This is a genomic window from Pseudonocardia xinjiangensis (assembly GCF_050948425.1).
GTDB lineage: Bacteria > Actinomycetota > Actinomycetes > Mycobacteriales > Pseudonocardiaceae > Pseudonocardia > Pseudonocardia xinjiangensis.
In genome coordinates, this window is the sequence record NZ_CP192009.1 from 7,217,885 (window position 1) to 7,241,934 (window position 24,050).

General features: G+C 73.0%; 25 protein-coding genes and 1 riboswitch. Of the genes, 13 read left to right on the forward strand and 12 right to left on the reverse strand.

The window, feature by feature from the left end:
- Nucleotides 1-41: 41 nt before the first annotated feature.
- Nucleotides 42-395, forward strand: coding sequence for a DUF1636 family protein (locus ACQPZA_RS34075; protein ID WP_433276300.1), 354 nt, complete (start codon nt 42-44; stop codon nt 393-395).
- Nucleotides 396-416: 21 nt separating this feature from the next.
- Here ACQPZA_RS34075 and ACQPZA_RS34080 read toward each other — a convergent pair whose 3' ends face one another.
- On the reverse strand, nt 417-1,004 hold the full coding sequence (locus ACQPZA_RS34080; RefSeq protein ID WP_433276302.1) for an IniB N-terminal domain-containing protein: 588 nt from the start codon (nt 1,002-1,004) through the stop codon (nt 417-419).
- Nucleotides 1,005-1,112: 108 nt separating this feature from the next.
- On the opposite strand from ACQPZA_RS34080, the gene ACQPZA_RS34085 reads away from it, so the two are divergent.
- The 3 genes from ACQPZA_RS34085 to ACQPZA_RS34095 are packed head-to-tail and all read left to right on the forward strand — an operon-like array spanning nt 1,113 to nt 2,736.
- Nucleotides 1,113-1,556: a GNAT family N-acetyltransferase gene (locus ACQPZA_RS34085; RefSeq protein WP_312859248.1), complete on the forward strand. Its 444-nt coding sequence runs from the start codon at nt 1,113-1,115 to the stop codon at nt 1,554-1,556.
- Nucleotides 1,557-1,586: 30 nt separating this feature from the next.
- Nucleotides 1,587-2,132 (forward strand): DUF6886 family protein, encoded by a 546-nt coding sequence (locus ACQPZA_RS34090; protein WP_433276304.1) that lies wholly within the window; start codon nt 1,587-1,589, stop codon nt 2,130-2,132.
- 22 nt (nt 2,133-2,154) lie between these two features.
- Nucleotides 2,155-2,736, forward strand: coding sequence for a nucleotidyltransferase family protein (locus ACQPZA_RS34095; protein ID WP_433276306.1), 582 nt, complete (start codon nt 2,155-2,157; stop codon nt 2,734-2,736).
- Nucleotides 2,737-2,800: 64 nt separating this feature from the next.
- Here the strand turns inward: ACQPZA_RS34095 and ACQPZA_RS34100 are convergent, their stop codons facing one another.
- The gene (locus ACQPZA_RS34100; RefSeq protein WP_169397397.1) at nt 2,801-3,397 is read right to left on the reverse strand and encodes a TetR/AcrR family transcriptional regulator; all 597 of its coding nucleotides are present in this window, start codon (nt 3,395-3,397) and stop codon (nt 2,801-2,803) included.
- Between the two features lie 65 nt (nt 3,398-3,462).
- Between ACQPZA_RS34100 and ACQPZA_RS34105 the strand changes: the two genes are divergently transcribed.
- From ACQPZA_RS34105 to ACQPZA_RS34125, 5 genes are all read left to right on the forward strand, one after another.
- Entirely contained in the window at nt 3,463-4,674 is a 1,212-nt protein-coding gene (locus ACQPZA_RS34105; RefSeq protein ID WP_433276308.1) for an FAD-dependent oxidoreductase, read from the forward strand.
- Nucleotides 4,675-4,752: 78 nt separating this feature from the next.
- Complete coding sequence (locus tag ACQPZA_RS34110) at nt 4,753-5,202, forward strand: helix-turn-helix transcriptional regulator (protein WP_433276310.1); 450 nt, start codon at nt 4,753-4,755, stop codon at nt 5,200-5,202.
- Between the two features lie 5 nt (nt 5,203-5,207).
- Nucleotides 5,208-5,618, forward strand: a complete 411-nt coding sequence (locus ACQPZA_RS34115; RefSeq protein WP_433276312.1) for a VOC family protein — start codon at nt 5,208-5,210, stop codon at nt 5,616-5,618.
- Between the two features lie 5 nt (nt 5,619-5,623).
- Nucleotides 5,624-5,848 (forward strand): hypothetical protein, encoded by a 225-nt coding sequence (locus tag ACQPZA_RS34120; RefSeq protein ID WP_433276314.1) that lies wholly within the window; start codon nt 5,624-5,626, stop codon nt 5,846-5,848.
- 47 nt (nt 5,849-5,895) lie between these two features.
- Entirely contained in the window at nt 5,896-8,286 is a 2,391-nt protein-coding gene (locus ACQPZA_RS34125; protein WP_433276316.1) for an ATP-binding cassette domain-containing protein, read from the forward strand.
- Here ACQPZA_RS34125 and ACQPZA_RS34130 read toward each other — a convergent pair.
- Nucleotides 8,271-9,158, reverse strand: a complete 888-nt coding sequence (locus ACQPZA_RS34130) for a bifunctional 5,10-methylenetetrahydrofolate dehydrogenase/5,10-methenyltetrahydrofolate cyclohydrolase (protein WP_433276318.1) — start codon at nt 9,156-9,158, stop codon at nt 8,271-8,273. The two genes, ACQPZA_RS34125 and ACQPZA_RS34130, sit on opposite strands and share 16 nt — an antisense overlap.
- Before the next feature lie 15 nt (nt 9,159-9,173).
- Nucleotides 9,174-9,256: riboswitch (ZMP/ZTP riboswitch) on the reverse strand.
- A gap of 136 nt (nt 9,257-9,392) precedes the next feature.
- On the opposite strand from ACQPZA_RS34130, the gene ACQPZA_RS34135 reads away from it, so the two are divergent.
- On the forward strand, nt 9,393-9,932 hold the full coding sequence (locus ACQPZA_RS34135) for a dihydrofolate reductase family protein (protein ID WP_433276320.1): 540 nt from the start codon (nt 9,393-9,395) through the stop codon (nt 9,930-9,932).
- Nucleotides 9,933-9,991: 59 nt separating this feature from the next.
- Here the strand turns inward: ACQPZA_RS34135 and ACQPZA_RS34140 are convergent, their stop codons facing one another.
- The 8 genes from ACQPZA_RS34140 to ACQPZA_RS34175 all read right to left on the reverse strand — a co-directional run bounded on the left by ACQPZA_RS34140 (nt 9,992) and on the right by ACQPZA_RS34175 (nt 20,252).
- On the reverse strand, nt 9,992-11,572 hold the full coding sequence (locus tag ACQPZA_RS34140; RefSeq protein ID WP_433276321.1) for a 4-coumarate--CoA ligase family protein: 1,581 nt from the start codon (nt 11,570-11,572) through the stop codon (nt 9,992-9,994).
- 305 nt (nt 11,573-11,877) lie between these two features.
- Nucleotides 11,878-12,876, reverse strand: a complete 999-nt coding sequence (locus ACQPZA_RS34145; RefSeq protein ID WP_433276323.1) for a DUF4349 domain-containing protein — start codon at nt 12,874-12,876, stop codon at nt 11,878-11,880.
- Between the two features lie 92 nt (nt 12,877-12,968).
- Nucleotides 12,969-13,598 carry a class I SAM-dependent methyltransferase gene (locus ACQPZA_RS34150; RefSeq protein WP_433276325.1) on the reverse strand — a complete coding sequence of 210 codons (630 nt, stop codon included), beginning with the start codon at nt 13,596-13,598 and terminating at the stop codon, nt 12,969-12,971.
- Entirely contained in the window at nt 13,595-14,614 is a 1,020-nt protein-coding gene (locus ACQPZA_RS34155; protein ID WP_433276327.1) for an NAD(P)/FAD-dependent oxidoreductase, read from the reverse strand. Before ACQPZA_RS34155 ends, ACQPZA_RS34150 begins: the two co-directional genes overlap by 4 nt.
- A gap of 57 nt (nt 14,615-14,671) precedes the next feature.
- Nucleotides 14,672-15,166, reverse strand: coding sequence for a YbjN domain-containing protein (locus tag ACQPZA_RS34160; RefSeq protein ID WP_433276329.1), 495 nt, complete (start codon nt 15,164-15,166; stop codon nt 14,672-14,674).
- Nucleotides 15,163-16,476 (reverse strand): D-inositol-3-phosphate glycosyltransferase, encoded by a 1,314-nt coding sequence (gene mshA, locus ACQPZA_RS34165; protein ID WP_433276331.1) that lies wholly within the window; start codon nt 16,474-16,476, stop codon nt 15,163-15,165. Before mshA ends, ACQPZA_RS34160 begins: the two co-directional genes overlap by 4 nt.
- A 30-nt stretch (nt 16,477-16,506) precedes the next feature.
- Complete coding sequence (locus ACQPZA_RS34170; protein ID WP_433276333.1) at nt 16,507-19,476, reverse strand: sacsin N-terminal ATP-binding-like domain-containing protein; 2,970 nt, start codon at nt 19,474-19,476, stop codon at nt 16,507-16,509.
- Nucleotides 19,473-20,252 carry a DUF3027 domain-containing protein gene (locus tag ACQPZA_RS34175; protein WP_433276335.1) on the reverse strand — a complete coding sequence of 260 codons (780 nt, stop codon included), beginning with the start codon at nt 20,250-20,252 and terminating at the stop codon, nt 19,473-19,475. The genes ACQPZA_RS34170 and ACQPZA_RS34175 overlap by 4 nt, the downstream gene beginning before the upstream one ends.
- A 27-nt stretch (nt 20,253-20,279) precedes the next feature.
- Between ACQPZA_RS34175 and ACQPZA_RS34180 the strand changes: the two genes are divergently transcribed.
- The 3 genes from ACQPZA_RS34180 to ACQPZA_RS34190 all read left to right on the forward strand — a co-directional run bounded on the left by ACQPZA_RS34180 (nt 20,280) and on the right by ACQPZA_RS34190 (nt 23,519).
- Nucleotides 20,280-21,059 (forward strand): glutaminyl-peptide cyclotransferase, encoded by a 780-nt coding sequence (locus ACQPZA_RS34180; RefSeq protein WP_433276337.1) that lies wholly within the window; start codon nt 20,280-20,282, stop codon nt 21,057-21,059.
- A 205-nt stretch (nt 21,060-21,264) separates the two neighbouring features.
- Nucleotides 21,265-23,016: an MFS transporter gene (locus ACQPZA_RS34185; protein WP_433276339.1), complete on the forward strand. Its 1,752-nt coding sequence runs from the start codon at nt 21,265-21,267 to the stop codon at nt 23,014-23,016.
- A gap of 23 nt (nt 23,017-23,039) precedes the next feature.
- Complete coding sequence (locus ACQPZA_RS34190) at nt 23,040-23,519, forward strand: DUF2771 family protein (RefSeq protein ID WP_433276341.1); 480 nt, start codon at nt 23,040-23,042, stop codon at nt 23,517-23,519.
- Nucleotides 23,520-23,524: 5 nt separating this feature from the next.
- On the opposite strand, the gene ACQPZA_RS34195 is transcribed toward ACQPZA_RS34190, so the two are convergent.
- Nucleotides 23,525-23,911, reverse strand: coding sequence for a cold-shock protein (locus ACQPZA_RS34195; protein ID WP_169400379.1), 387 nt, complete (start codon nt 23,909-23,911; stop codon nt 23,525-23,527).
- Between the last annotated feature and the right edge of the window lie 139 nt (nt 23,912-24,050).

Sequence of the window (24,050 nt, forward strand, 5' to 3'; positions counted from 1 at the left end):
CGGCTGCCACGTGCGGTGGTCCCCACGTCCCGGGATCTGCGATGACGTTGCTGATCTGCCGCACCTGCCCCCGCTATGACAGCCGCGCCACCGGCGACTTCGGCCGGGCGCTCGCCGAGGCGATCGCCGACCATCCCGCCGGTTCGCTGGTCGCCGTGCGGAACGTGCAGTGCCTCGGCGGCTGCCCCGACCACGGCGTCGCGGCGATCGACGGGCCGGGCAAGGCGCGCGTCCGGTTCTCGGGGCTGGACGCGGGAGACGCGGCGGCGGTGATCGCCGCGGCCGCCGCCCACGACTCGTGCGCGTCCGGCGCCCCCGGGGACTGGGAGGTGCCGGCGGAGCTGGCCGACCGGATCAGCAGCGTCACGCCGAAGCGCGGGCCGGACGGGTTCTGACGGCAGGGGCCCGGGGCGGGCTCAGACGATCGGGGCGTGGTGCTCGCCGTCGGCGTGATCGGCCGGGGCGAACCGGTCGGCATGGGGATCATCGGCGTGCTCAGGAGTGGCCGGGAACTCGGCGGCGTCGTCGGCAGGCGCGCCCAGGTCGACGTCGCCCTCGGCCGTGGGCTGGGCGCCGCCGTCGAGCCCGTAGGCCGGCTCGGGATCGTCGTCGATGCCGCCGGTGACGGTGGCGGCACCCTCGCCGAAAGCGATGGTGTCGTCGGCGCCGGTTGCGTACCCGCCGCTGTCCGCGCTGCCCGATGCGAACCGCGGCTCGATGTCGGCGTCGGGGTCGAGATACGCGCTGAGGTACTGGTGCGCGTCGCTGCTGCCGTCCGGAGGTGGCGGCGTCAGGTGGGCTCCGGCGCTGGTGAAGTCGGGGCTGAACTCGGCGGTCTCGGTGTCCTCCATCAACACCAGTGCATCGTGGACGTCGTAGGGGCTCAGGTCGCCCAGCCCGTGCTCGGCCAAGGTGGCACCGGGGTCCGCGGTGAACGCGGAACGGAAGGCGTCGTCGTTCCGGAGGCCACGGAGGAAGTCCAGCAACGACAGGGCCTGGGCCACAGCGACCTCCGCGGTGGGTCTCGATCGATCCCTGACCACGGTATCGGCTCGTTCCCGCTCCGTCCTCCCGAACGCCGTGCGGGGACCGGATGGCAGAGTCCTCCCGTGATCTTCGAGTTCGGAGCGTTCGAGCTGGACGACGACCCGAAGCGGGTCGACCGGGACGTGGTGTGGCAGTTCCTGTCCACGGAGGCGTACTGGGGCCGGTGGCGGGAGCGGGGCCACGTGGAGCAGCAGATCGAGGGCGCCTGGCGGGTCGCCGCCGCCTACGAGACCGCGTCCGGACGCATGGTGGGCTTCGCCCGGGCCGTGTCCGACGGTGTGTCGTTCGCCTACCTGGCCGACGTGTTCGTCGAGCCGTCGGCGCGCGGCGGCGGCCTCGGGGTCGAGCTGGTCCGGTTCATGGTCGACGGTGGCCCCGGACGGCTGTTCCGGTGGGCGCTGCACACCCGTGACGCCCACACCCTGTACGAGCGGCTCGGCTTCGTCCGCCCGGACGACAGCTACCTCGAACGCCCGGCGGCCCTTCCCGCACCGGGTCCGGCACGGTGAGCTGAGGCACCGACCACCGGAGGGACGACCATGCGTCCGCGCGACGGCGAGGTACTCCACTTCTCGGAGGATCCGACGATCACCACGTTCGTTCCCCACGTCGCCGCGACGGCCGCCGACCCCACGGCCCGGGTGTGGGCGGTCGACGCGGAGCGGGCGCCGTCGTACTGGTTCCCCCGGCAGTGCCCGCGCGCGATGGCCTGGGTGACCGACGGCACGAGCGCCTCCGACGCCGAGCGCATCCTCGGCCTCGGGAGCGGACGCCGGGTGCACGCCGTCGAGTACCGGTGGCTCGACCGCATCCGGGAGGTCCGGCTCTTCGCCTACCGCCTGCCCGCCGACCGGTTCGAGCCCATCGGCACCCCGGAGCCCGCCGCTCACATCTCCAGGCACACCGTCCGGCCGCTCGGGCCGCCCGAACCCGTCGGCGACCTGCTCGCACTCCACGAGGCCGCTGGCATCCAGCTCCGGGTGCTGCCGCACCTGCACGACTTCTGGGCGGCGGTGATCACCAGCACCCTGGGCTTCAGCGGCATCCGCCTGCGGAACGCCGCGCCGCCTCCGCGGGCGGGCTGACCCCGCCCGACAGACTGCTCCCGTGGAGCAGCGCGACCGTTTCCTGGCCCTCGTCCGCCGGAACCCGGTGAACGAGGCGATCCTTCTCCGCGGGGCGGCACTCGGCGTCCCGGACTGGTGGCTGACCGCCGGGGCGGTGTTCCAGACCGTGTGGAACGTGCTGGACGGGCGGGACCCCGGAGCCGGCATCGCCGACTACGACTTCTTCTACTACGACTCCTCGGACCTGTCCTACGAGGCCGAGGACGCGGTGATCCGCCGGGCCCACGGTCTGTTCGCCGACCTGGGGGTGACGGTCGAGGTGCGCAACGAGGCACGCGTCCACCTCTGGTACGAGGCCCGGTTCGGCGTCCCGGGCGTCCGTTTCACCGGCTCGACCGACGCGATCGACCACTTCGCGTCCACGACCTGCTGCTTCGGTGTCTCGCGGACAGTCGGCGGCGAGCTGGTCGACTATGCGCCGCATGGATACGCCGACCTGTTCACGAAGCGGGTCCGCCCGAACCCACGACTGGCGCCGCGAGCGGTCTACGAGGCGAAGGCCCGGCGCTGGCAGCGGGAATGGCCCGACCTGGTGGTGGACCCCTGGCCCGACCCCCCGTGAGCGGCCGGTCCCGAGTTCGAGCCCTCGTACTACGACACGCTGTGGGACGGCCGGGAGGAGTGGATCAGCCGTCTGGAGAAGATCTTCCGAGCCCGACCCCGGGCTGGGCCCGCAGCGCGCGCTCCAGCGCCGTGCGCAACCAGGAAGCCAGCGCCGACTCGTCCTGCGTACCCCGCACCAGGGCAGTGAGGATCAGTCCGTCGAGCGTGGCAGCCAGCTCATCGGCAGACCGGTCGGGGTCCGTCGCTCCGAGGGGGCGCACCAGGTCCGCGGTCAGGCGGCGGATCGTGTCCCCGCCCCGCAGCAACTCGGCACGCAGGTGCTCATCACGCACTGCCGCAAGCGTCAGCTCGAAGCGGGCCAGGGTGCGGTACCGCTCCTCCGTCACCATCGCGACGCAGACGGAAGCGAGCACCGCCGCGAGGCTCGTGACGTCCGTCGCTCCGGACCGCACCACCGGCAGGTCGACCTGCACGTCGATCTCCAGCAGCCGCTCGACGCACCCGGCGACCAGGGCGGAGCGGCTGCGGAAGTAGTAGGAGGTACTTCCGGGCGGGATTCCGGCGGCAGCATCGACCGCCCGATGAGTGAGGCCTCGCATGCCCTGCTCCGCCAGCACATGCAGCGCCGCGTCGAGGATCTCCGTGCGTCGATCGCTCAATTTTCCTCTACCTCGTGTAGAGCATTCTGCCGTATGGTCTCTACAAGCGTAGAGGGGGGCTGCAGATGCACATCGTCGTGGTAGGAGCGGGCCTGGGCGGGCTCGCGGCGGCACTCGCCGTCCACCGGGCAGGCCATGAGGTCACGGTGCTCGAACGAGCGCCCGAGCTGCGTGAGACCGGCGCCGGAATCGGTCTCCCGCCCAACGGGGTACTGGCGCTGGACGCGCTCGGGCTCGGTGAACCCGTGCGGGCCCGCGCCGTTCCGCTCGACGGCGGTGCTGCCCTGCGTGACCGGCACGGTCGCCCCCTGATCACCACCGACCAGGTCGCGATGGCCGAGCACGTCGGCGCACCGTTCGTGGCCGTGCCCCGGCCGTGGTTGCACGGTCTGCTGGCCAAGGCGCTCCCCGCCGACGCCGTCCGCACGGGCTGCGCGGTCACCGCGGTGCGCGAGGTGGGGGCGCACGTCGAGCTCGACGGGGCGCCGGACCTGCGGGCGGACGCCGTCGTGGTCGCGGACGGTGCCGGGAGCAGGCTCCGGAGCACCTTGTTCCCGGACCATCCCGGCCTGGCCGGTTCCGGCGAGAAGGCCGCGCGCGCCATCGCCGCTGTGGCTCCGGTGAACGTGCCGATGGTGGCCGGCGAGCTGCTGGACCACCGCACCGGAGACCGGTTCGGCTGTCTTCCGATGGACGACGGGATCTACTGGTACTCGGCCTGGCGGGCGAGCGCGGAGGACGGAGCCTCGACCGCCACGGCGGACGAACGGCACCGATGGCTGCGCAGCCGGCGAACCGACTGGCACCCGAGCGTCACCGCGCTCATCGACGCGACTCCGCCCGAGGGCGTGCACGTGGTCGAGACGGCCCAACTGAGATGGCCGCTTCCTGTGCTCGCCGTCGGAAGGGTGGCTCTGCTCGGCGACGCGGCCCACGCGATGACCCCCGACCTCGGGCAGGGCGCCTGCCAGGCGTTCGAGGACGCTGTGGTCCTCGGGAACGAGCTCGCCGGAGCGGGCCCCGCAGACGTGCCCCACGCCCTGATTGCCTACTCCGCCCGCCGGCACCCTCGTACGGGCGCCCTACAGCGAGACGCCCGCAGGATGAACCGGGTACTCCGGCTCACCGGGGCCCGGGCCCGCCTGCGGGACGCGGCGTTCCGGTGCGTCCCGCAGGCTCTCGCCACGCGGGCACTGGCAGTGCAGTTCGGGTTCGACACCGAGCCCGGAGCACCCGGTCTCCCTCCGGGGTCGACCACGAAGTCGAGCGCCCCGTAGGCCAGGTCCAGCCCGGTTCCCGGCGCCCGCCGAGCGCAGACAGTGTCTCTGCGCGGCGTGACGTGGCACGATCTCGCGGTGACCAGCAGGCCACCCACGGCACAGCACCTGCGCGATCTCACTCTGCTGCGCCGCGTCCGCGACCGGATCGACCGGGAGTACGCCCAACCACTCAACGTCGAGGCGCTCGCCCGCGGTGCACACATGTCGGCCGGGCACCTCAGCCGCGAGTTCCGGCGTGCCTATGGCGAGTCGCCGTACTCCTACCTGATGACGCGGCGCATCGAGCGCGCGATGGCGCTGCTGCGCCGTGGCGACCTGAGCGTCACCGAGGTCTGCTTCGCGGTCGGCTGCCAGTCGCTGGGCACCTTCAGCACCCGCTTCACCGAGCTGGTCGGGGTGCCACCCAGCGTCTACCGGGACCAGGTCGGGCGCGCGACGGCCGGGATGCCGCCGTGCGTCGCGAAACAGGTGACCAGACCGATCAGGAATCGAGAAGCACCGGTCACCCTGCCGCACCTAGCGTGACCGCCATGGACATCAGCATCTACCAGACATTCCTCCCCCACGACGACCCGAAGGCGTCCCTGGCCTTCTACCGCGACATCCTCGGCTTCGAGGTCCGCAACGACGTCGAGTACGGGGGAATGCACTGGATCACGGTCGGCCCCGCCGATCAGCCCGGCACGTCCATCGTGCTGCACCCGCCTGCCGCCGACCCCGGCATCACCGACGACGAGCGCCGCACCATCACCGAGATGATGGCCAAGGGCACCTACGCCGGCATCAACCTGGCCACCACGGACCTCGACAGCACCTTCGAACAGCTGCAGGCGAGCGACGCCGAGGTCGTCCAGGAGCCCACCGACCAGCCGTGGGGCGTGCGCGACTGCGCCTTCCGCGACCCCGCAGGCAACATGATCCGCATCTTCGAGGTGCGGTGAACCCGATGACCCAGAACAAGCGGGCCCGCTGGACCCACCGCTGGCTGTCCATCGTCTTCACCGCAACAGTGATCATCTGTTTCGTCGCGTTGACCGGCAGTCTGCCTTCCTGGGTGTTCTACCTGCCTCTGCTCCCGCTCGCCCTGCTGATGGCCACGGGTCTGTACCTGTTCGCGCTGCCGTACGCCGCCAGGTGGCGCAACGGGCGGCGCGCCCCTCTCGAGACATGACACCGACGGACACCGCGACCGCGCCCCGAGCGACAGATGGAGCCACGATGAGCACGGCCATGAGGACGGACCCGCTGTCTCCTGCGCTGCACGTCGCCGACAGCCACGATCTGATCCGCGTGCACGGCGCGCGCGAGAACAACCTCAAGAACGTCAGTGTGGAGCTCCCGAAGCGCCGGCTGACGGTGTTCACCGGCGTGTCCGGCTCCGGGAAGAGCTCTCTGGTGTTCGCCACGATCGCCGCGGAGTCGCAGCGGATGATCAACGAGACCTACAGCGCGTTCGTGCAGGGCTTCATGCCGACGCTGGCGCGGCCCGACGTCGACGTGCTCGACGGGCTGACCACCGCGATCATCGTCGACCAGGAGCGGATGGGGGCCAACGTCCGCTCCACGGTCGGCACCGTCACCGACGCCAACGCGATGCTGCGCATCCTGTTCAGCCGCCTCGGCCGTCCGCACATCGGTTCGCCGCAGGCGTTCTCGTTCAACGTGGCCTCGATCAGCGGGGCGGGTGCCGTCACCCTGGAGCGCGGCGGGCAGAAGGTGAAGGAGCGTCGCGAGTTCAGCATCACCGGCGGCATGTGCCCGCGCTGCGAGGGCATGGGGTCGGTGTCCGACTTCGACCTGACGGCGCTCTACGACGACACCAAGTCACTCAACGAGGGCGCGCTCACGGTCCCGGGCTACAGCATGGACGGCTGGTACGGCCGCATCTACCGCGGCTGTGGCTACTTCGACCCGGACAAGCCGATCCGGAGGTTCAGCAAGCGCGAGCTCCACGACCTGCTCCACAAGGAGCCGACCAAGATCAAGGTCGAGGGGATCAACCTGACCTATGCCGGCCTGATCCCGCAGATCCAGAAGTCGTTCCTCTCCAAGGACCGGGAGGCGATGCAGCCGCACATCCGGGCGTTCGTCGACCGCGCGGTCGTCTTCGCCACGTGTCCCGAGTGCGGCGGTACCCGGCTCAGCGAGGCGGCCCGGTCGTCGAAGATCGACGGGATCAGCATCGCCGACGCCTGCGCCATGCAGATCAGCGACCTGGCCGCGTGGGTCCGCGGGGTGGACGAGCCGTCGGCGGCGCCGCTGCTGACCACGCTGCGCCGGACCCTCGACTCGTTCGTGGAGATCGGGCTGGGCTACCTGTCCCTCGACCGGCCGTCGGGCACGCTCTCGGGCGGCGAGGCACAGCGCACCAAGATGATCCGCCATCTCGGGTCGTCGCTCACCGACGTCACCTACGTCTTCGACGAGCCCACCATCGGCTTGCACCCCCACGACATCCAGCGGATGAACAACCTCCTCCTGCAGTTGCGCGACAAGGGCAACACCGTGCTGGTCGTGGAGCACAAGCCGGAAGCGATCGCGATCGCCGACCACGTCGTCGACCTCGGTCCGCGCGCCGGAACCGCGGGCGGCGAGGTGGTGTTCGAGGGCACCGTCGAGGGGCTGCGGGCCAGCGGCACGCTCACCGGACGGCACTTCGACGACCGCGCCGCACTGAAGCCGTCGGTGCGGACGCCGTCGGGTGCGCTGGAGGTGCGCGGCGCTGAGCGCCACAACCTGCAGGGCGTCGACGTCGACATCCCGCTCGGCGTGCTGGTCGTGGTGACCGGCGTGGCCGGGTCGGGCAAGAGCTCACTGATCCACGGCTCGGTGTCCGGCAGGGACGGGGTGGTGGCGATCGACCAGGGCGCGATCCGCGGGTCGCGCCGGAGCAACCCGGCGACCTACACCGGGCTGCTCGACCCGATCCGCAAGGCGTTCGCGAAGGCCAACGGGGTGAAGCCCGCGCTGTTCAGCGCCAACTCCGAGGGCGCCTGCCCCACCTGCAACGGCGCCGGCGTCATCTACACCGACCTGGCGATGATGGCCGGAGTGGCCACCACCTGCGAGGACTGCGAGGGGAAGCGGTTCGAGGCGTCGGTGCTGACCTACCACCTCGGCGGCCGGGACATCAGCGAGGTGCTCGCGATGTCGGTGACCGAGGCCGAGGAGTTCTTCGGTGCCGGGGAGGCGCGCACCCCGGCCGCGCACGCCATCCTCGGCCGGCTCTCCGCTGTCGGGCTCGGCTACCTCACCATCGGCCAGCCGCTCACCACGCTGTCCGGCGGCGAGCGCCAGCGGCTCAAGCTGGCCACCCACATGGCCGAGAAAGGCGGCGTCTACGTCCTCGACGAGCCGACCAGCGGCCTCCACCTCGCAGACGTCGAGCACCTGCTCGGGCTGCTGGACCGGCTCGTCGACGGCGGCAAGTCGGTGATCGTCATCGAGCACCACCAGGCCGTCATGGCGCACGCCGACTGGATCATCGACCTCGGCCCGGGCGCAGGCCACGACGGCGGCCGGATCGTCTTCGAGGGCACCCCCGCCGACCTCGTCGCCGACCGCTCCACCCTCACCGGCGAGCACCTCGCGGCCTACATCGGCACCTGACGGCGGAATGCGCGCTCAGCGGCAGCGATCGCGTTCTGGAAGAGCATGGCGACGGTGGTCGGGCCGACCCCTCCCACCCTCGGTGTGATGGCTCCGGCGACCGCGGCGCAGGACTCGTCGACGTCGGGCAGCAGCCGACGGCCTGCGTAGCGGACGCCGCCACCGATGACGGTGGCACCAGGCCGGACGTGCTCGGGCTGAACGATCCCCGGCACTCCGGCTGCGGCGATCAGAACGTCGGCGCGGCGGGTGTAGCGGGCCCAGTCCTCGACCCCGGTGTGCACGACGGTGACTGCGGCATCGGCCGTGGGGCGCTTCTGGGCCAGCAGCATGGCCAACGGACGGCCGAGCGTCGCACCGCGGCCGAGGATCACGACCTCCCTGCCTCGGATGGGGATCTCGTAGTGGGCCAGGAGGGCCTCGATCCCGGCCGGCGTGCACGGCGTCGGGCCGGCGATGCCCGCTGCGAGCCTGCCGAGGTTGGTCGGATGCATCCCGTCGACGTCCTTGTCGGGCGCGACGGCCATGAGAGCTGCCGCGTAGTCCAGGTGATCCGGAACCGGGTACTGGATCAGCAGGGCATGCACTGCCGGGTCGTCGTTGAGGTCGGCGATCGCGTGGTGCAGCACGTCCTCCGTGGTGTCGGCGGGCAGGTGGACGTGGGGCGAGGAGAAGCCCAGATCCGCGGCCTGCCGTTGCTTGATGCGGATGTAGCCGGCGCTGGCGGCGTCGTCCCCGACCAGGATGGTGGCCAGCGACGGGACCGTCCCGGACTCACGGAGAGCGCGCGACCGCTCTGCGACGTCGTCGAGCAGCCGTCGCGCAACGGGTGCGCCCGGCAGCATGCGTGCGGTGCTGGTGGTGGAAGCCATGGCACGTGACCTCGGCACGGGGACCCAGGCGGTCGACCCCCGGCGATGAAGCTCCCCGATGGTTGCCCATCCCCGAGCCGCCAGTCACGTCACGAGCCAGCATGCCCCAACCTCCGAGCCGAACGGAAGCCGGAGCCGGTGTACGGCCTGCGCTGGGAGCGGACGATCGGAGCGGTCCGCAGATCTTTCCGCCGACGCCGATGAGTTCGTGGCTTGCGCCGGATCATCACCGGCATGAGCGATATGGATGCCGGGCTGGGCAAGGTCGTCGTGAACAGGGCGATGTCGCTGGACGGCTTCATCGCGGGCCCCGACAACGCGATGGACTGGGTCTTCGACTACCTGAAAGAGGACTTGTTCCCCGAGGTCATGGCGGCCACCGGCGCCATGCTCATCGGCCGGGGCACCCACGAGGCCGCCAAGCGGATGTCCCCCGAGAACACCGGCTACGACGGGGGGCCGGTGTTCGTCCTGACGCACCGGCCGCCGGACGAGCCGGAAGGGGTCACATTTCTCACCTGCGACCTCGCGGAGGCCGTCGCCACGGCGCGCGACGCCGCGGGCGGGAAGAACCTGGAGATCCTCGGCGCCGCCATGGCCAGTCAGTGCCTGCAGCGCGGGCTCGTCGACGAGGTCCTGGTGTATGTCCTGCCGGTCCTGCTCGGCGACGGCGTGCGCTTCTCGACCTCCGGCCTTGGCAGGATCGACCTGGAACCGTTCAGCAACACGCAGTCAGGTCCCGTGACGATGCTCCGCTTCCGCGTGCGGAAGTAGACGACGAGTGCCCCGGCGGCCCGGGGGTGCCGGGGCACTCGCGCTTCCGTACCGACGGCTCAGCTCGTCGCCGCCTCCCGCGCACGGAGGTCCTTGCGCAGGATCTTGCCCGACGCCGACTTCGGGATCTCGTCGATGAACTCCACCACCCGCACCTTCTTGTGCGGCGCGATCCGCTCCGCGACGAAGGTCATGACGTCCTCGGCGGTGAGGTCCGCGCCCGAGGCCTGTCGGACCACGAAAGCCTTCGGCACCTCCTCACCCTCGGCGTCCTTCACCCCGATGACCGCGGCGTCGGCGATCTTGTCGTGGGTGAGGAGCAGCGCCTCCAGCTCGGCGGGCGGCACCTGGTAGCCCTTGTACTTGATCAGCTCCTTGACGCGGTCGACGATCGAGAACACGCCGTCCTCGGTCACGGTGGCGACGTCGCCGGTGTGCAGGTAGCCCTCGTCGTCCAGGGTGATCGCGGTGGCCTCCGGGTTGTTGAGGTAGCCGCTCATCACGTTGGGTCCCCTGACCCACAGCTCGCCGCGCTCGCCTGCGCCGACCTCCTGGCCGGTCTCCGGGTCGACGAGCTTGCTCTCGATGTTCGGGAGGGCGAACCCGGAGCTGTTGAGGTCGAGGTCGGGACGGTCGTCCGGCATGGCGTGGCTCACCGGGGACAGCTCGGTCATCCCGTAGCCCTGCAAAACGGTGCAGCCCAGGCGCGCGGCGACGGCGCGGCCGAGCTCGGCGTCGAGCGGGGCCGCTCCGGAGAAGATCACGTCGATGCAGGACAGATCGTACTGGTCGACGATCGGGTGCTTGGCGAGCGCGACAGCCACCGGCGGCGCGATGTAGATGCGGTTGATCCGGTACTCCGAGATGACCCGAAGGAATTCCTGCAGATCGAATTTGGGCATTGTGATCACCGTGCACTGCCGGTGCAGACCCTGGTTCATCATCACGGTCATCCCGTAGATGTGGAAGAACGGGAGCACTGCAAGGATCGTGGTGTCCGGGGTGACGTTCGACGGCTTCGCGATCTGCAGGAGGTTCGCCACCAGGTTGCGATGGGTCAGGATCACACCCTTGGCGCGGCCGGTGGTGCCCGAGGAGTACGGCAGAACCGCGGTGTCCCCTGCACCCACCGTCTGCGCGGGGGGCTCGGCCTCGGTGCCCAGCAGGTCGCGCAGCGAGGAATGGCCCGTCTCCGGGGCGGCGTCCAGCAGGATGATCGACTCCGGCGGCAGGCCGGCCTGGGCGGCGGCCGCGGTGGCGCGGTCGAGGAACGCCGAGACCGTGAACAGCAGCTTGGCGCCCGAGTCGGTGAGCTGGTGGGCCAGTTCACCCGGCGTGTAGAGCGAGTTCGCACTGGTGACGATCGCGTTGGCCCGCAGGACACCGTGGAACACCACCGGGTAGTACGGCGAGTTCGGGGCGAAGAGCCCGACCACGTCACCCGCTCCGACGCCGCGTTCCGAGAGCGCCGCGGCGAGTCCGAGCACCATGCGCTTCAGGTCGGCGAAGGTCAGCGAGACGCCTGACCCGCCGTCCACGAACGCCCGGACGTCGGCCCTCTCGCCGAAGTCGTCGAAAAGGAAGTCGAAGAGCGACACGTCCGGGATCTCGACGTCCGGGTACGGGCTGCGAACGGGCATTCCCACGCCTCCTTGGGGCAGTTACGGCGCCTCGGGATCCACCGAACGGCGTATCGAGTGGCGGATCTCACTGTAAGTGCAGGGTGACCCCTGGTGACCAGTGACCGAAACACCCGAATGGGGTAACACGAAAGTGTTGTTCTGGTCATGATTCACTGTCATCGTGATCGGCGTCGGTCCGGCGAGCCCCACTCGCCGGCGCCGAGCCGGGCACGGCGTCCCCTCGCCGTGATCCGGAGCCCACGACCGCGCGGTGCCCCCGATCGCGTGGCCGATGTGGCGGTTCATCGCGGAGTGGCCCGAGTTCATGACTCCCCCTCAGATCCCGGGCCGCTCCGCCCGCCCGCTCCCGCCGCAGCCGGCGTCCGCCGGGCCCGCACGATGCGCCGCGCCAGCCAGGCCATCCCGCCCAGCACGGCCAACACCGGCAGGAACGGCAGCACGAACCCGACCACTGCCAGCGCAGCCGAACCGAGGGTGCGCAGCCCGGCGAGGCCCGAGGCGAGGCCGTCCCGGAAACCGGGAGGCGCCGGGTCGGCCGCGGGAGGCGTGCCCGTCGCCCGCAGATCCACCGTCAACGTCGACAACGCCACCTGCTCGCGCAGAGCCTCGAGCCTGCTCGTCAGCGAGTCGAGGTCGGCCTCGCGACGCGACAGCTCGGACTCGATGGCCACCACGTCACCGATGGAGGCGGCCTGGGCGAGGAGCCCCCGCACGCGCGCGACGCTCGCCTGCTGGCTCGTGACCCGCGCGTCGAGGTCGACGACCTCCTCGGTGGCGTCGAGCACCTGGGTCGAGCGCCCGACCACGCGCCCGACGGCCGCGATGTCATCGATGAGCCGTTCCAGCGACTCGGCGGGCACGCGCAGCACCACCCAGCTCCCGGTGTCGCTCGACTGCTCCTCCGTGACCAGCCCGTTCGCTGCGGCGGCCGCGGTCCGGACCTGCCGGGACGACGCCGCCGGGTCGGCCACCTCGACGGAGAGCTGCGCCGTGCGCACCAGCGACCGTTGCACCGTGCCCACCGGGAGGCCGGGTCCGGACGGGCGGTCGGGTGGGAGCGCAGCCACGCGGCCGCCGTCCGCGGCGAAACCGGGAGCGACGGCCCCGGCTGCCGCGTCGGTCAGGGCGCTCTTCTCCTCGCCGCCCGGCAGCACCGGCCGGGGGTGAGCGGGCGCGACGGCCGTGGAGCCGGCGGGGCCGGGCTCCGGGTAGCCGGTCAGCACGACACCCGTGCCGACCGCCAGCACCCCGAGCACCGCCACCGCCACCAGCACCGTCCTACGCCTGTGCCACCGGGTCACCGTCACCGCCTCCTCGCCCCGGTACGACCGGGTTCCGGCAGGAGGACGGTGGCCGCCTGTGCCGAGGTTGGTCCCTCGACATCACGATCACATCACGAGCGCCGCCGCGCCGCGAGTACGGCGTCGTGGATGGTGACCTCCCGGCCCTCCGGGTCGGTGGAGAGCCGCGGTCTGGCCTCGGCGACGAGCACATCCCACTGGCCGGGGTCGAGGGAGGCCGCAAGCTCCTCGGCCGTGAAGAACAGGTCGGGCTCCTGCGGCCGGGGCATGGTCGTCGCCAGGTCGGAGGGGTGGTGCGCGACGATCAGCAGGACTCCGCCCGGCGCCACCGACGCGGCGAGCCGGGCGTACACCGGCCCGCGCAGCGCGCTGGGGAAATGCACGAACTGCACGTTGACGAGGTCGTACGCCACCGGCTCGGGAGCCCACCCGGCGAGGAGATCGGCCTGCTGCCAGGTGATCCGGTCGGCGATGTCCGGGTCGGCGTGGGCGGCGGCGCGTTCCAGGGCGACGGCGGAGACGTCCACGGCGATCACCCGCCATCCCTGCCGCGCGAGCCAGTAGGCATCGCCTCCCTCTCCGCACCCGGCGTCGAGAGCGGTGCCCGGCGCGAGGCCCGCGGCCTCCGCGACGAGTTGCGGGTTCGGCTCACCGCTCCAGATGCGGGTGACCGAGCCGTAGCGCTCGTCCCAGAACGGTGCCGTGAAACGTTCGTCCGTCATCGGAGCTCCCCAGCGGTTGCAGCAAAGCCACGTTCAGGCAGTCCCGTTGCGGCAACGTGGCTTTGCTGCAACTCGCGGTGGCGCTCCACGGCGACGCGGGTGTCGTCGGCGATGAGGTCGGCGTTGATCGCCGCCCCGGCCGTGACGCCTGCCGCGGCGGCCCCGATGACCTGGGCGAGAAGGTCCGTGACGTTGCCCGCGGCCCACACCCCGGGCACGGCGGTCAGGCCCCGGTCGTCCGTCTCGATGTGCGTGCCGATGCCCATGGGGTGCTCCACGGTCGTGAGGCCGAGGCCGGTGAGCACGTCGCTCCTGGCGGTGAAGCGTGGCATGACCGTCACCGCCTTCACGGGAACGACGCGCCCCGAGACCAGCCGCACGCCGGTGAGCCGGTCGTCGGAGCTCTCCAGTGCGGCGACCTCGCCCTCGACGACGGTGATCCCGCGGGCGGCGAGCTGCTCCGACTCGTCGGGGGCCGGGGCGGGCGCGGTGTGCAGGAACAGGGTCACGTCGTCGCTCCACTGCCGGAACAGCAGCGCCTGGTGCGCGGCGAACGCCCCCGTGCCCAGCACGCCGATCGGCTGGTCGCGGACCTCCCAGCCGTGGCAGTAGGGGCAGTGCAGGACGTCGTGGCCGAAGCGTGGCGCCAGGCCCGGGAGGTCGGGCAGCTCGTCGACCAGCCCGGTGGTCACCAGAAGCCGGCGTGCGGTGACGGTCCGCCCGCTGTCGGTCCCGACCACGAAGCCGTCGCCGTCCGGGCGGGCCGACGTGACCCGGGTGTGGAGGATCGTGGCGCCGTAGCCGGCCACCTCGGCGGCGCCGAGGCCAACGAGCTCGGACGGCGCGATGCCGTCGCGGGACAGGAATCCGTGCACCCCGTCGGCGGGGGCGTTGCGGGGATGACCGTCGTCGAGCACCAGTACCGAGCGGCGCGCCCTGGCCAGCGTCAGCGCGCCGCTGAGGCCGGCGGCGCCACCGCCGATCACGATGACGTCGGAGTGCGTGTTGTCGTCCATGCGCCGACTGTCCGTCTCGCGCCGCCGGAGTGACAAGTGTTCTTGCCGAACCGGCAATCAGCCGAAGAGGTGCTCGAACGCCTTCAGGTTGGCGAGGCTCTCCCCGCGTTCCTGCCGCCAGGCGTGCTCCCGCCGGATCGAGGACGCGAAGCCGAGCTCGAGGAGGGTGTTGAAGTCGCCGTCGGCGGCCTCGAGCACCTGCCCGAGCACGCGGTCCAGCTCCGCGGTGGTGACGGCGTGCAGGCCGAGCCGGCCGATGAGGTGGATGTCGCCGATGCGGTCCAGCGCGTAGTGCACGCCGTAGAGCCGCGCGTTGCGCTGCAGCAGGAACCGGTAGACCACGTCGTGGTCCTCGTCCGGCTGCCGGCACACGAAGGCCTGCACGAACAACGCGTGTTCCCCGACCAGGAGCCAGCAGTGCGTCTGGAGCCGGTTGGTGCCGGGCAGCGTCACGAGGAACTGCCCCGGGTCGCGCCGGTGGTGGTCCACCCCCAGCTCGGCGAGTGCGGCCGCCACCGCCGCCTCGACGGCGGCGACGTCGTCGGTGCTCATCGCACCGGGGTGGTCGGGCGCACGACGAGCCCTTGGCGCTCCGCGTACTCCGCCGCCGCCTCGGTGTAGGTGTCGAGCAGCGCGTCGGCCGTGCGGTCCCAGGAGAACATCCGGGCGTGGCGCACCGCCGCCGCACCCATCTCGTCGCGCCGGCCGGGGACGCAGGCCACCGCAGCCAGCGCGTCGGCCCACTGCTCCGCCCGGTGCCCGGGCACCAGCAACCCGGAGCGGTCGTGGAGGACCGCGACCGGCAGGCCACCGACCCGCGCCGCGACCACCGGGGTGCCGCACGCCTGCGCCTCCAGCGCAACCAGCCCGAAGGACTCGTTGTAGCTCGGCACGGCGGCCACGTCGGCCGCCCGGTAGACGTGCGCCAGGCTCTCCCGGGTCTGCGGCGGCAGGAAGCGCAGCACGTCGGTGATCCCGAGCGACGCACCCAGCTCGTGCAGGGCCGTCGGCTCGGCCAGTCCGCTTCCGGACGGGCCACCCGCGACCAGCACGACGAGCCGCGAGCGCAGCGCGGGGTCGCGACGTAGCAGTTCGGCCGCGGCACGCAGCAGCACGTCGGGAGCCTTGAGCGGCTGGATGCGTCCGACGAAGGCGAGCACGAGCGCGTCGGGAGGGAGGCCGAGCAGGCTGCGGGAGGCGGCGCGGTCTCCGGGGGTGAAACGCACGAGGTCGACGCCCGGCGCGATGGCGACGGTCCGCTGCGGATCCGCGCCGTAGAGCTCGACGAGCTGGCGCGTCTCCTCGTCGGTGTTGCCGATGAGCCGGTCGGCCTCGGCCACCACCTGGTCCTCGCCGATCACCCGCACCATCGGTTCAGGCGGGTCGCCGTCGGCCAGCGCCGCGTTCTTCACCCGCGCCAGCGTGTGGGCGCTGTGCACCAGCGGGACGCCCCAGCGGTCGCGGGCGAGCCAGCCGGCCTGACCGGAGAGCCAGTAGTGCGAGTGCACCACGTCGTAGTAGCCGGGCTCGTGACGGGCCTCGGTGCGCAGTACGCCTGCGGTGAAGGCGCACAGCTGGCTCGGGAGGTCGTTCTTGCCGAGGCCCTCGAACGGACCGGCCGCCACGTGGCGGACGAGCACGCCGGGCGCGAGCTCGACCACCGGAGGGTTCTCCGACGAGGTGGCCCTGGTGAAGATCTCGACGTCGACACCGCGCTGCGCCATCCGCGTGGCGGTCTCCACGATGTAGACGTTCATGCCTCCGGCGTCACCGGTGCCCGGCTGTTCCAGGGGCGACGTGTGCACGGAGAGCAGGCAGACCCGGCGGGGCCGCCGTGTCGCACCGTCGCTGGCGAGGGTCACAGCGTCCTGTCTAGCACGCGATCCGGCCGTTCACCCGAGGGCGTCGTCCTCGGTCAGGAGGCCGAGCAGGGCACGCAGCGGGTCGGTGGCATGCCACCGTCCCGAGGCGTCGCGCCAGCTCAGAACGCTGAAGCGGCCCGTGAGCGGGCGCCGGACGGCCACCCACAGCTCGTCGTGGACGGAGAGCTCGCCGCGGGGCACGGGTACCCCGAGCGTGTGGCACGCCACGACGACCTCGCCGATCGCCGCCCAGCGGACCGGCCGTCCCGGGCCCTCCACGTCCGCGGCGACGATCTCGGACGCCACCGGCAGGTCCAGCAGCTCGGCCAGCGCCACCGGATCGCCGCCCGTCACGAGCTCGCCCGCCGGAAGCACCGCGGCGAGCCAGGGCGCGTCGAGCACCATGGCGACGTCGACGTCCGCGATGGAGCCGTCGAGCGCCCTGACCTGCTCCGGCATGTCGATGTCCGCGGAGTTCACGCGACCGGTGGCGACCGCCTCGGCCAGTGCCTCGTGCGCGTCGGCCACGAGCGCGGCGTCGGGATGCCGGGCCGGGTCGACCAGCCGGGCGAGCAGGTCGGCGGCCACCGCGCTGTCGGAGATCGTGAGATCGGCCCGCACCCCGATCACCGTCAGTACGGCCTCGTCGACGTCGGCGGGCGACCCCTCGGGCCAGGGCGGCGGTCCGTACAGCGGCGCGAGGTCGTGCGCGGTCGGGAGGCGCCAGTGCGCGGGGCGGCGGCCGCCTATCCGGGCGTGCCGGGCCAGCCACCACGCGGTGTACGAGCCGGGCGCCATGAGCGCGGCCCGCGTCTCGCGCTCGGCCCCGAGCAGCGCGAGCGCGGCGGGCCACGCGTCGTCGTCGACGAGGTCGAGATCGCGGACCGCGACGAGCCGCGCCGGCGGGGTGTCGAGGGAGTCCCACCAGCGTTCCTCGTCGTCGAGGTCGTGGTCGGGTGCCACCGGCTCCTCGTCGACGAGCACCGCGAACCCGTCCACCACGCCGACGGCCGTGAGTGCGGACCGCGGCACGCGCGCCGCGAACTCCGGGTCGAGGACGTCGAGCGGGACGTCCGCGGCGAGCAGCGGGCGCAGCGCGGCGTCGGGCAGCATCAGCTCGTCGGCCCGGGCGGGGCGGCCCTCGCGATCGGGCAGCGCCAGCGCGGCGAGGCCGGCGGGCACGGCGCCGACCTCGGCGACCAGCTCCAGCACCGCCTCGGCCAGTGCCGTGGTGTCCAGCCCGGCCTCGGCGTCGTCCACGGAGCGTTCCACGGCCTCGGCCAGCGCCGGGTGTTCGAGCAGACCCGCGGGGTCGGCCTCGGCCGCGCCGAGCCGGGTGAGCAGCGGATGCACCGCGGCCGCGTGGGCCACGTGCAGGCCGGGCAGCGCGAGCGCCGCGATGCGGCCGACGGCTCCGGTCGGACCGGCCTCCGCGGCCTGTTCGGGCGGCAGGAGCACCGTCGCCGGACCGGCGGCCACACGACCGTCGGCGAGCGGGACCGGGAGGGCACGCAGCTCGTCGACCAGGCCGGGAACGATCTCGGCGAGCGGTGCCAGCTCCGCGTACAGGGCGCGCCACCACGACGGCGGCCGTTCGACGCCGAAGAGCCGCGTCACCAGTTCCGTGGCCGTCAGCCGGTGGACGCCCAGCTCGGCCAGGGCGGTCGGCGCCCGGACCGAGCGGGAGACCGGGCCGGCCGACATCGACCCGAGCAGCCGGTCGAACCCGGCCTCGGCGAGCAACGCGGGCAGCGGTGCGTCGGGGAGGTCGACGCCGGGCAGGTCGAGCCACTCCGCGCGGCCCGGCACGAGCTCGACGCCGGTGGCACCGGGCAGCCAGGCTGCGGTGCGCAGGGCGTCGAGGAGCAGGTCACGCAGCCGCCCGTGGAGCTCGGAGCGCGGGAAACCCGGCTCGGGCACGAGCGCGAGCCGCTGGGCGGCCGGCACCTCGCGGACGAGGTCGAGGTACGCCTCCGCCGCACCGGCCAGCACCCGGTCGGTGGCGGGGCCGGAGCGGGCGCGACGTCGGTCGGGCTCCAGCGGCACGGTGGCGATCAGCCGCGCGGGCAGTGCGAGCCGCTCGGCGGCAGCCGTCGGTGCGTGCAGGACGTCCTCGCCCAGCGGGTCGGGGGCGCCGTCCGCGGTGAGGGGCAGCGCCCAGCAGACCGACCAGTCCCGGCGCTCCCGCTCCTCCGTGGCCTGCGAGTGCGCATCGGCGGCGGCGAGCGTGCCGCTGCGCCGGGCGAGCAGCCAGCGCCGCGAGCCGATCGTCACCTCGCCGGGCACCGGACCGTCCACCCGCGCCACGACGTGGTCCCCCACCGCGATCTCGGCGAGGTCGGGCAGGGCGAGCAGCAGGTCGGACGCGTTGTCGCGGGCCTGCGCAAGCAGTGCGTTGACGTCCACGCCGGGACGCGGCGGCAGCCGGACCTCGGTGTCGAACCCCGCGGGCGGCTCCTCGTCGACGGGCCACACCAGCCGCAGCACGGGCGGCTCGTCGCGGCGGGCCAGCTCCGCCGCCGGGCCCGGCAGCGCGGCGACCGCCTCGGCCGTGCGGGCCGCGGAGAACGCCACCCCGCCTGCGCTGCTCACCACGCGGGGCGCGTCGGACACGGCCAGTACCGCGGCGAAGCCGACACCGAACCGGCCGACGGCCCCCGGATCGTCGCGCTTGGCCGAAGCGCGCAGCGATGCGAGCGCCGCCACCCCGGCCGCGTCCAGCGCGGTGCCGGTGTTGGCCACCCGCAGCTCGCCGTCGACGAGGTCGACGCGCAGGCGCCCGGCCACCCGGGCGGACCGGGCGGCGTCGGCGGCGTTCTGGGCGAGCTCGACGAACCAGGCGTCGGCGTAGCCGCCGAGGCGCAGGTCCTCCTCGGCGTTGGCGTCCTCCCGGAAGCGGGTCGGCGAACCCGCCCACGAGTCGAGCACGGCGGCGCGCAGAGCAGCCGTGCCGAAAGGATCGAAGTCGACGCGCGATCCGCCGACGCTGGGTGCGGTCACTCCTTGCCGACCGGCTCCAGGTCGACGCCGTCGTCGTACACGAGCTCGGCGACGGCTACCGGCGAGACGGGCTCGACCTGCACGTCGGAGTGGGCTCCGCAGCCGAACCCGACGGCCACGACCGCGCCGTCGGCCGGCGCGTACTCGTTGCCGCACACCCCGAACGCCCCGCGCAGCGACCCCGCGATCGGCAGGAAGAACCCGCACATCCCGCAGCGGCCCGGGGCGGAGCGGGCCATGTCGGAGGCCGGGCCGTGCGTGCCCTCGAACCACCGCTGCGCCGCCAGCTCGCGCCCGCGGTGCGACAGCACCTTGGGGCGACCCAGGCCGACCTCCAGCACGACCTCCTCCACGGCGGGGTCGTCGGAGGCGAGGTAGCCGGGGACGAGCCGCTCGTCGCCCTCCGGCGTGGGCAGCAGGTCACCGACGCCGAGGTCGCCGGGCCGGATCCGCCGTTCCCACGGCACCCAGGCCGGCGCCACCATCGCGTCCGCCCCGGGGAGCAGCACGACCTCGCTCACGGTGATCGGCGTGTCGTCACCGCCGCAGGCCAACGTGACCGACCACCGCCAGCCGCGGTAGCCGCCGTGGGTGGCGGCGAAGTAGTGGGTGACGCCCCCCGGCCCCTCCGAGACGGCCTCGAGGTGCTCCCCGACCGCATCAGCGGCGGCCCGGGCTCCCATGTCGAGAGCGGCCTCGTCGACGGCGGCGGCGCGGGCCTGCTCCACCGCATCCACGAGCCGGACGGGCGGGGCGAGGGTCGCTACGGCTTCCACCGAAGGGATTGTGCCACCCTCTCCGCCATGACCTTCGGGCGTGCACTCGTCGGAGCACTGCTGCTGACGGTCGCCGGCTGCGCCGCCGCGTCCCCCGTCCCCGCCCAGGCCCCCGGAACACCCGAGCTGCGGACGGAGGTCCTGGCCGAGCTGCCGCACGATCCCGCCGCGTTCACGCAGGGCCTCGAGCTCGCCGGCGGCAGCCTGTACGAGGGCACCGGCCTCGCCGGCCAGTCGCAGCTGCGCGAGCTGGACCCCGTCACCGGTGCCGTCCGCCGGTCGGTCCCGCTGCCGCGGCAGCTGTTCGGTGAGGGCATCACCGTGGTCGGCGACCGCATCTGGCAGCTCACCTGGCGCGATCACGTCGTGCTGGAGTGGGACCGGAACACGTTCACGCTGCTCCGCGAGGTACCGCTGACCGGCGAGGGCTGGGGGCTCTGCCACGACGGGGGCAGGCTGGTGCGCAGCGACGGCACCAACCGGCTGCACTTCCAGGACCCCACCACGTTCGCCGAGACCGGCTCCGTCGCCGTCACCCTCGACGGGCAGCCGGTCACCCAGCTCAACGAGCTGGAGTGCGTGGACGGGCAGATCTACGCCAACGTCTGGCAGACCGACCGGATCGTGCGCATCGACCCGGGCACGGGCAACGTCACCGCGGTGATCGACGCGAGCGGCCTGCTCACCCCGGAGCAGCGCTCCCACACCGACGTCCTGAACGGGATCGCGTCGCTGGGCAACGGCGAGTTCCTCATCACCGGGAAGCTCTGGCCGACCACCTTCCGGGTGCGCTTCGTCCCCCGCTGACCCCGGCCCCTGACCCCGACCCCCGGCGAGTCGCCCCCTCCCGACCCGCGAGTCGCCCGGTCTCCACCGGCGAGTCGCCGTCTTCCCCGCGCGCGAGTCGCCCGTTCACCGCACGCGAGCCGCCCGATCGGGGGTCTCCTCGCAGCCTCCTTTCGGGGACGCGGTGAGGGCCTCGCGAAGGGCCCGGATAGGTCAGAATGACCACGTGGCCCGCTCCGAGTCCTTCCCTCCCCGCCGCGGCAGGCGGGGGGGCCGCCGGACGTGGGTCACGGTCGACGGCGACCAGCCGCAGCGGACGCTGCCCCTGGACGCGGAGACGTCCCACCCCTCGACGACGGCGGAGCGGGCGCCGCACGCACCCCGCCGCCGCTACCCCTGGCACGACGATCCCGACTACGACCCCACCGCGCACCGCCGCACCCCACCCCCGTCCTGGCCCCCACCGGAACGGGACCGGACCGAACGGGACCGGGCCGAACGGGAACCCGGCCGGGGTCGCGGCCCCACCGACGCCCGTGACGACGTGCCCGGCCCGGAGGCCGGGCCACCTCCGGCCGAGGGTCCGGGAGCGCCCACCGGCGAGGACGACCGGCCGACACCACGGATGCCCCGCAAGCTCACCGTCACGCGGGTGGCCGCGCTGCGCAGCCGGCAGCTGACACAGAACGGGATCCGGGCGTTCCACCGCGCGGCGAGCGCCGACGGCGCCGACCGCTCCGGGCTGACGGCGCTCACCTACGCCACGATGATGACCTACGCGGTGGACGCCGCGGTGGCCGTCGCACTGGCCAACACGCTGTTCTTCGCCGCCGCCACCGCGGAGAGCAAGGCCAACGTCGCCCTCTACCTGGTCATCACGGTGGCACCGTTCGCGGTGGTCGCGCCCGTGATCGGGCCGCTGCTCGACCGCCTGCAGCGGGGGCGCCGTGCGGCGCTGGCCGTCTCGTTCGCCGGGCGCGCCGTGCTCGCCGTGGTGATGGCCTTCTCCTACGACACCTGGCTGCTCTATCCGGCCGCGCTCGGCATGCTGGTGCTCAGCAAGTCGTTCTCGGTGCTCAAGGCGGCGGTCACGCCGAGGGTCCTGCCCCCGTCCATCACGCTGGTCACCACGAACTCGCGGCTCACCACCTTCGGGCTGGTCGCGGGCGGCGTGTTCGGCGCGGGCGCGGCCGGGGTGGCCTCGCTCACCGGCTCCCCGGGCGCGCTGCTCTACACGGCGGCCCTGTCTGTCGTCGGCACCGTGCTGTGCCTGCGGATCCCGCGGTGGGTGGAGTCCACGGCGGGCGAGGTGCCCGCCGTGCTGCGCACCACCAAGCGCGGCAGGCGGAGCCCGATGGGGCGCCCCGTCGTCGTCGCGCTCTGGGGCAACGGCGCGATCCGCGTGCTCACCGGGTTCCTCACGCTGTTCGTCGCGTTCGTGGTGAAGGGTCAGACGGAGGCCGACCCGGCCCGGCAGCTGTTCCTGATCGGCATCGTGGGGGCCGCCGCGGGGGTCGGGTCGTTCGCCGGGAACGCGGTCGGGTCGCGACGTCAGTTCGGCCGGACCGACCGGATCGTCATCGGCTGCATCGCGGCCGCCGTGGCCGCGGCCGTGGTGGCCGCCGTCCTGCCGGGGATCGCCACCGCAGCCCTCGTCGGGCTCGTCGGCGCCTCGGCCAGCGCGCTCGCGAAGGTCAGTCTCGACGCCGTGATCCAGCGCGACCTGCCCGAGGAGTCGCGCGCGTCGGCGTTCGGCCGGTCGGAGACGGTGTTGCAGCTGGCCTGGGTGTTCGGCGGAGCGCTGGGCGTGCTGCTGCCGCACACGACGTTCTGGATCGGGTTCGCGGTGGTGGCCGCCGTCGTCGCACTGGCGGGCGTGCAGACGGCGCTGGTGAGCCGGGGCCGCAGCCTCCTGCCGTTCCTCGGCCACCGGGTGCGCTCCAGCGCCCCGCCCACACCGGCCCGCACGGTGCGCTGACGCACCGACCGTAAGGTGAGACGGTGCTGCGCCGTCTCCCCCGTCTGCTCCTGCTCCCGGCCGCCGCGCTGCTGCTGGCCGGTTGCGGCGGCGCGGCGCCGCCGCAGGTGACGTTCGCCGCCGGCCAGGCCAGCGCGGTCGCGCGGCCCACCCAGTACTGCGACCTCCAGCTCACCGACTGCAAGGGCGACCCGGCCGCGCCGGTGGAGCTCGCCGTCCCCGTGGGCACGCCGCTGAAGGTGACGGTGCCGCACGAGATCGCCGAGACCCCGTGGCAGGTGGTGTTCACCTACCGCGACGGCACCGGCGCGCAGACCGACGGACGCAGCCCGGTGTTCGCCCCGAACGCGCAGAGCGACTACACCCTCGAGCTCCCGGCCCCGACCGACCGGCTCGTCGGCGCTCAGGTGCAGCAGTTCGGGCCGCCCCCGCAGGCCGACCCGGAGACCGGCGACATCGAGTTCCCGATCCGCGCGAGCTGGGTGCTCAACACGTCCGGGTGACAGCGTCAGCCGTCGAGGTCGCGGGCGACCGCCCGCACCACCTCGGCGGCGAGCTTGGACGCCTTGCGGTCCGGGTAGCGGCCGCGGCGAAGGTCGGGCTGCACCTTCGTCTCCAGCAGCCGGATCATGTCCTCGATCAGGCTGTGCAGATCCTCGGCGGGCCGCCGGGCGGCCTCGACGACCGACGGCGGGGCGTCGACCAGTCGCACCGACAGCGCCTGGGGCCCGCGACGGCCCTCCGCCATCCCGAACTCGACGCGCTGTCCCGCCTTGAGCGTCTCCACCCCGGCCGGCAGCGCAGCCTTCCGGACGTAGACGTCCTCACCGCCGTCCTGAGCGAGGAACCCGAAGCCCTTTTCGGCGTCGTACCACTTGACCCTGCCGGTCGGCACCCTGCTCACCCGTTCCTCGATCGACCCTGCGTCATGTCGCACCTCTGCGGACCACACGACGAACGCGCCCCTGATGCCTGGGCCATCGCTGTGGTCAGGCCCGTGGATGCGACACCGGGACGCGTGCGACCACCCTAGA

Coding starts and splice junctions, on each gene's coding strand:
- ACQPZA_RS34075 (WP_433276300.1), top strand. CDS start 42: ATGACGTTGCTGATCTGCCGCACCTGCCCCCGCTATGACAGCCGCGCC.
- ACQPZA_RS34140 (WP_433276321.1), bottom strand. CDS start 11,572: ATGCCCGTTCGCAGCCCGTACCCGGACGTCGAGATCCCGGACGTGTCG.
- ACQPZA_RS34180 (WP_433276337.1), top strand. CDS start 20,280: ATGACCTTCGGGCGTGCACTCGTCGGAGCACTGCTGCTGACGGTCGCC.
- ACQPZA_RS34135 (WP_433276320.1), top strand. CDS start 9,393: ATGAGCGATATGGATGCCGGGCTGGGCAAGGTCGTCGTGAACAGGGCG.
- ACQPZA_RS34115 (WP_433276312.1), top strand. CDS start 5,208: ATGGACATCAGCATCTACCAGACATTCCTCCCCCACGACGACCCGAAG.
- ACQPZA_RS34155 (WP_433276327.1), bottom strand. CDS start 14,614: ATGGACGACAACACGCACTCCGACGTCATCGTGATCGGCGGTGGCGCC.
- ACQPZA_RS34160 (WP_433276329.1), bottom strand. CDS start 15,166: ATGAGCACCGACGACGTCGCCGCCGTCGAGGCGGCGGTGGCGGCCGCA.
- ACQPZA_RS34105 (WP_433276308.1), top strand. CDS start 3,463: ATGCACATCGTCGTGGTAGGAGCGGGCCTGGGCGGGCTCGCGGCGGCA.
- ACQPZA_RS34150 (WP_433276325.1), bottom strand. CDS start 13,598: ATGACGGACGAACGTTTCACGGCACCGTTCTGGGACGAGCGCTACGGC.
- ACQPZA_RS34120 (WP_433276314.1), top strand. CDS start 5,624: ATGACCCAGAACAAGCGGGCCCGCTGGACCCACCGCTGGCTGTCCATC.
- ACQPZA_RS34090 (WP_433276304.1), top strand. CDS start 1,587: ATGCGTCCGCGCGACGGCGAGGTACTCCACTTCTCGGAGGATCCGACG.
- ACQPZA_RS34130 (WP_433276318.1), bottom strand. CDS start 9,158: ATGGCTTCCACCACCAGCACCGCACGCATGCTGCCGGGCGCACCCGTT.
- ACQPZA_RS34125 (WP_433276316.1), top strand. CDS start 5,896: ATGAGCACGGCCATGAGGACGGACCCGCTGTCTCCTGCGCTGCACGTC.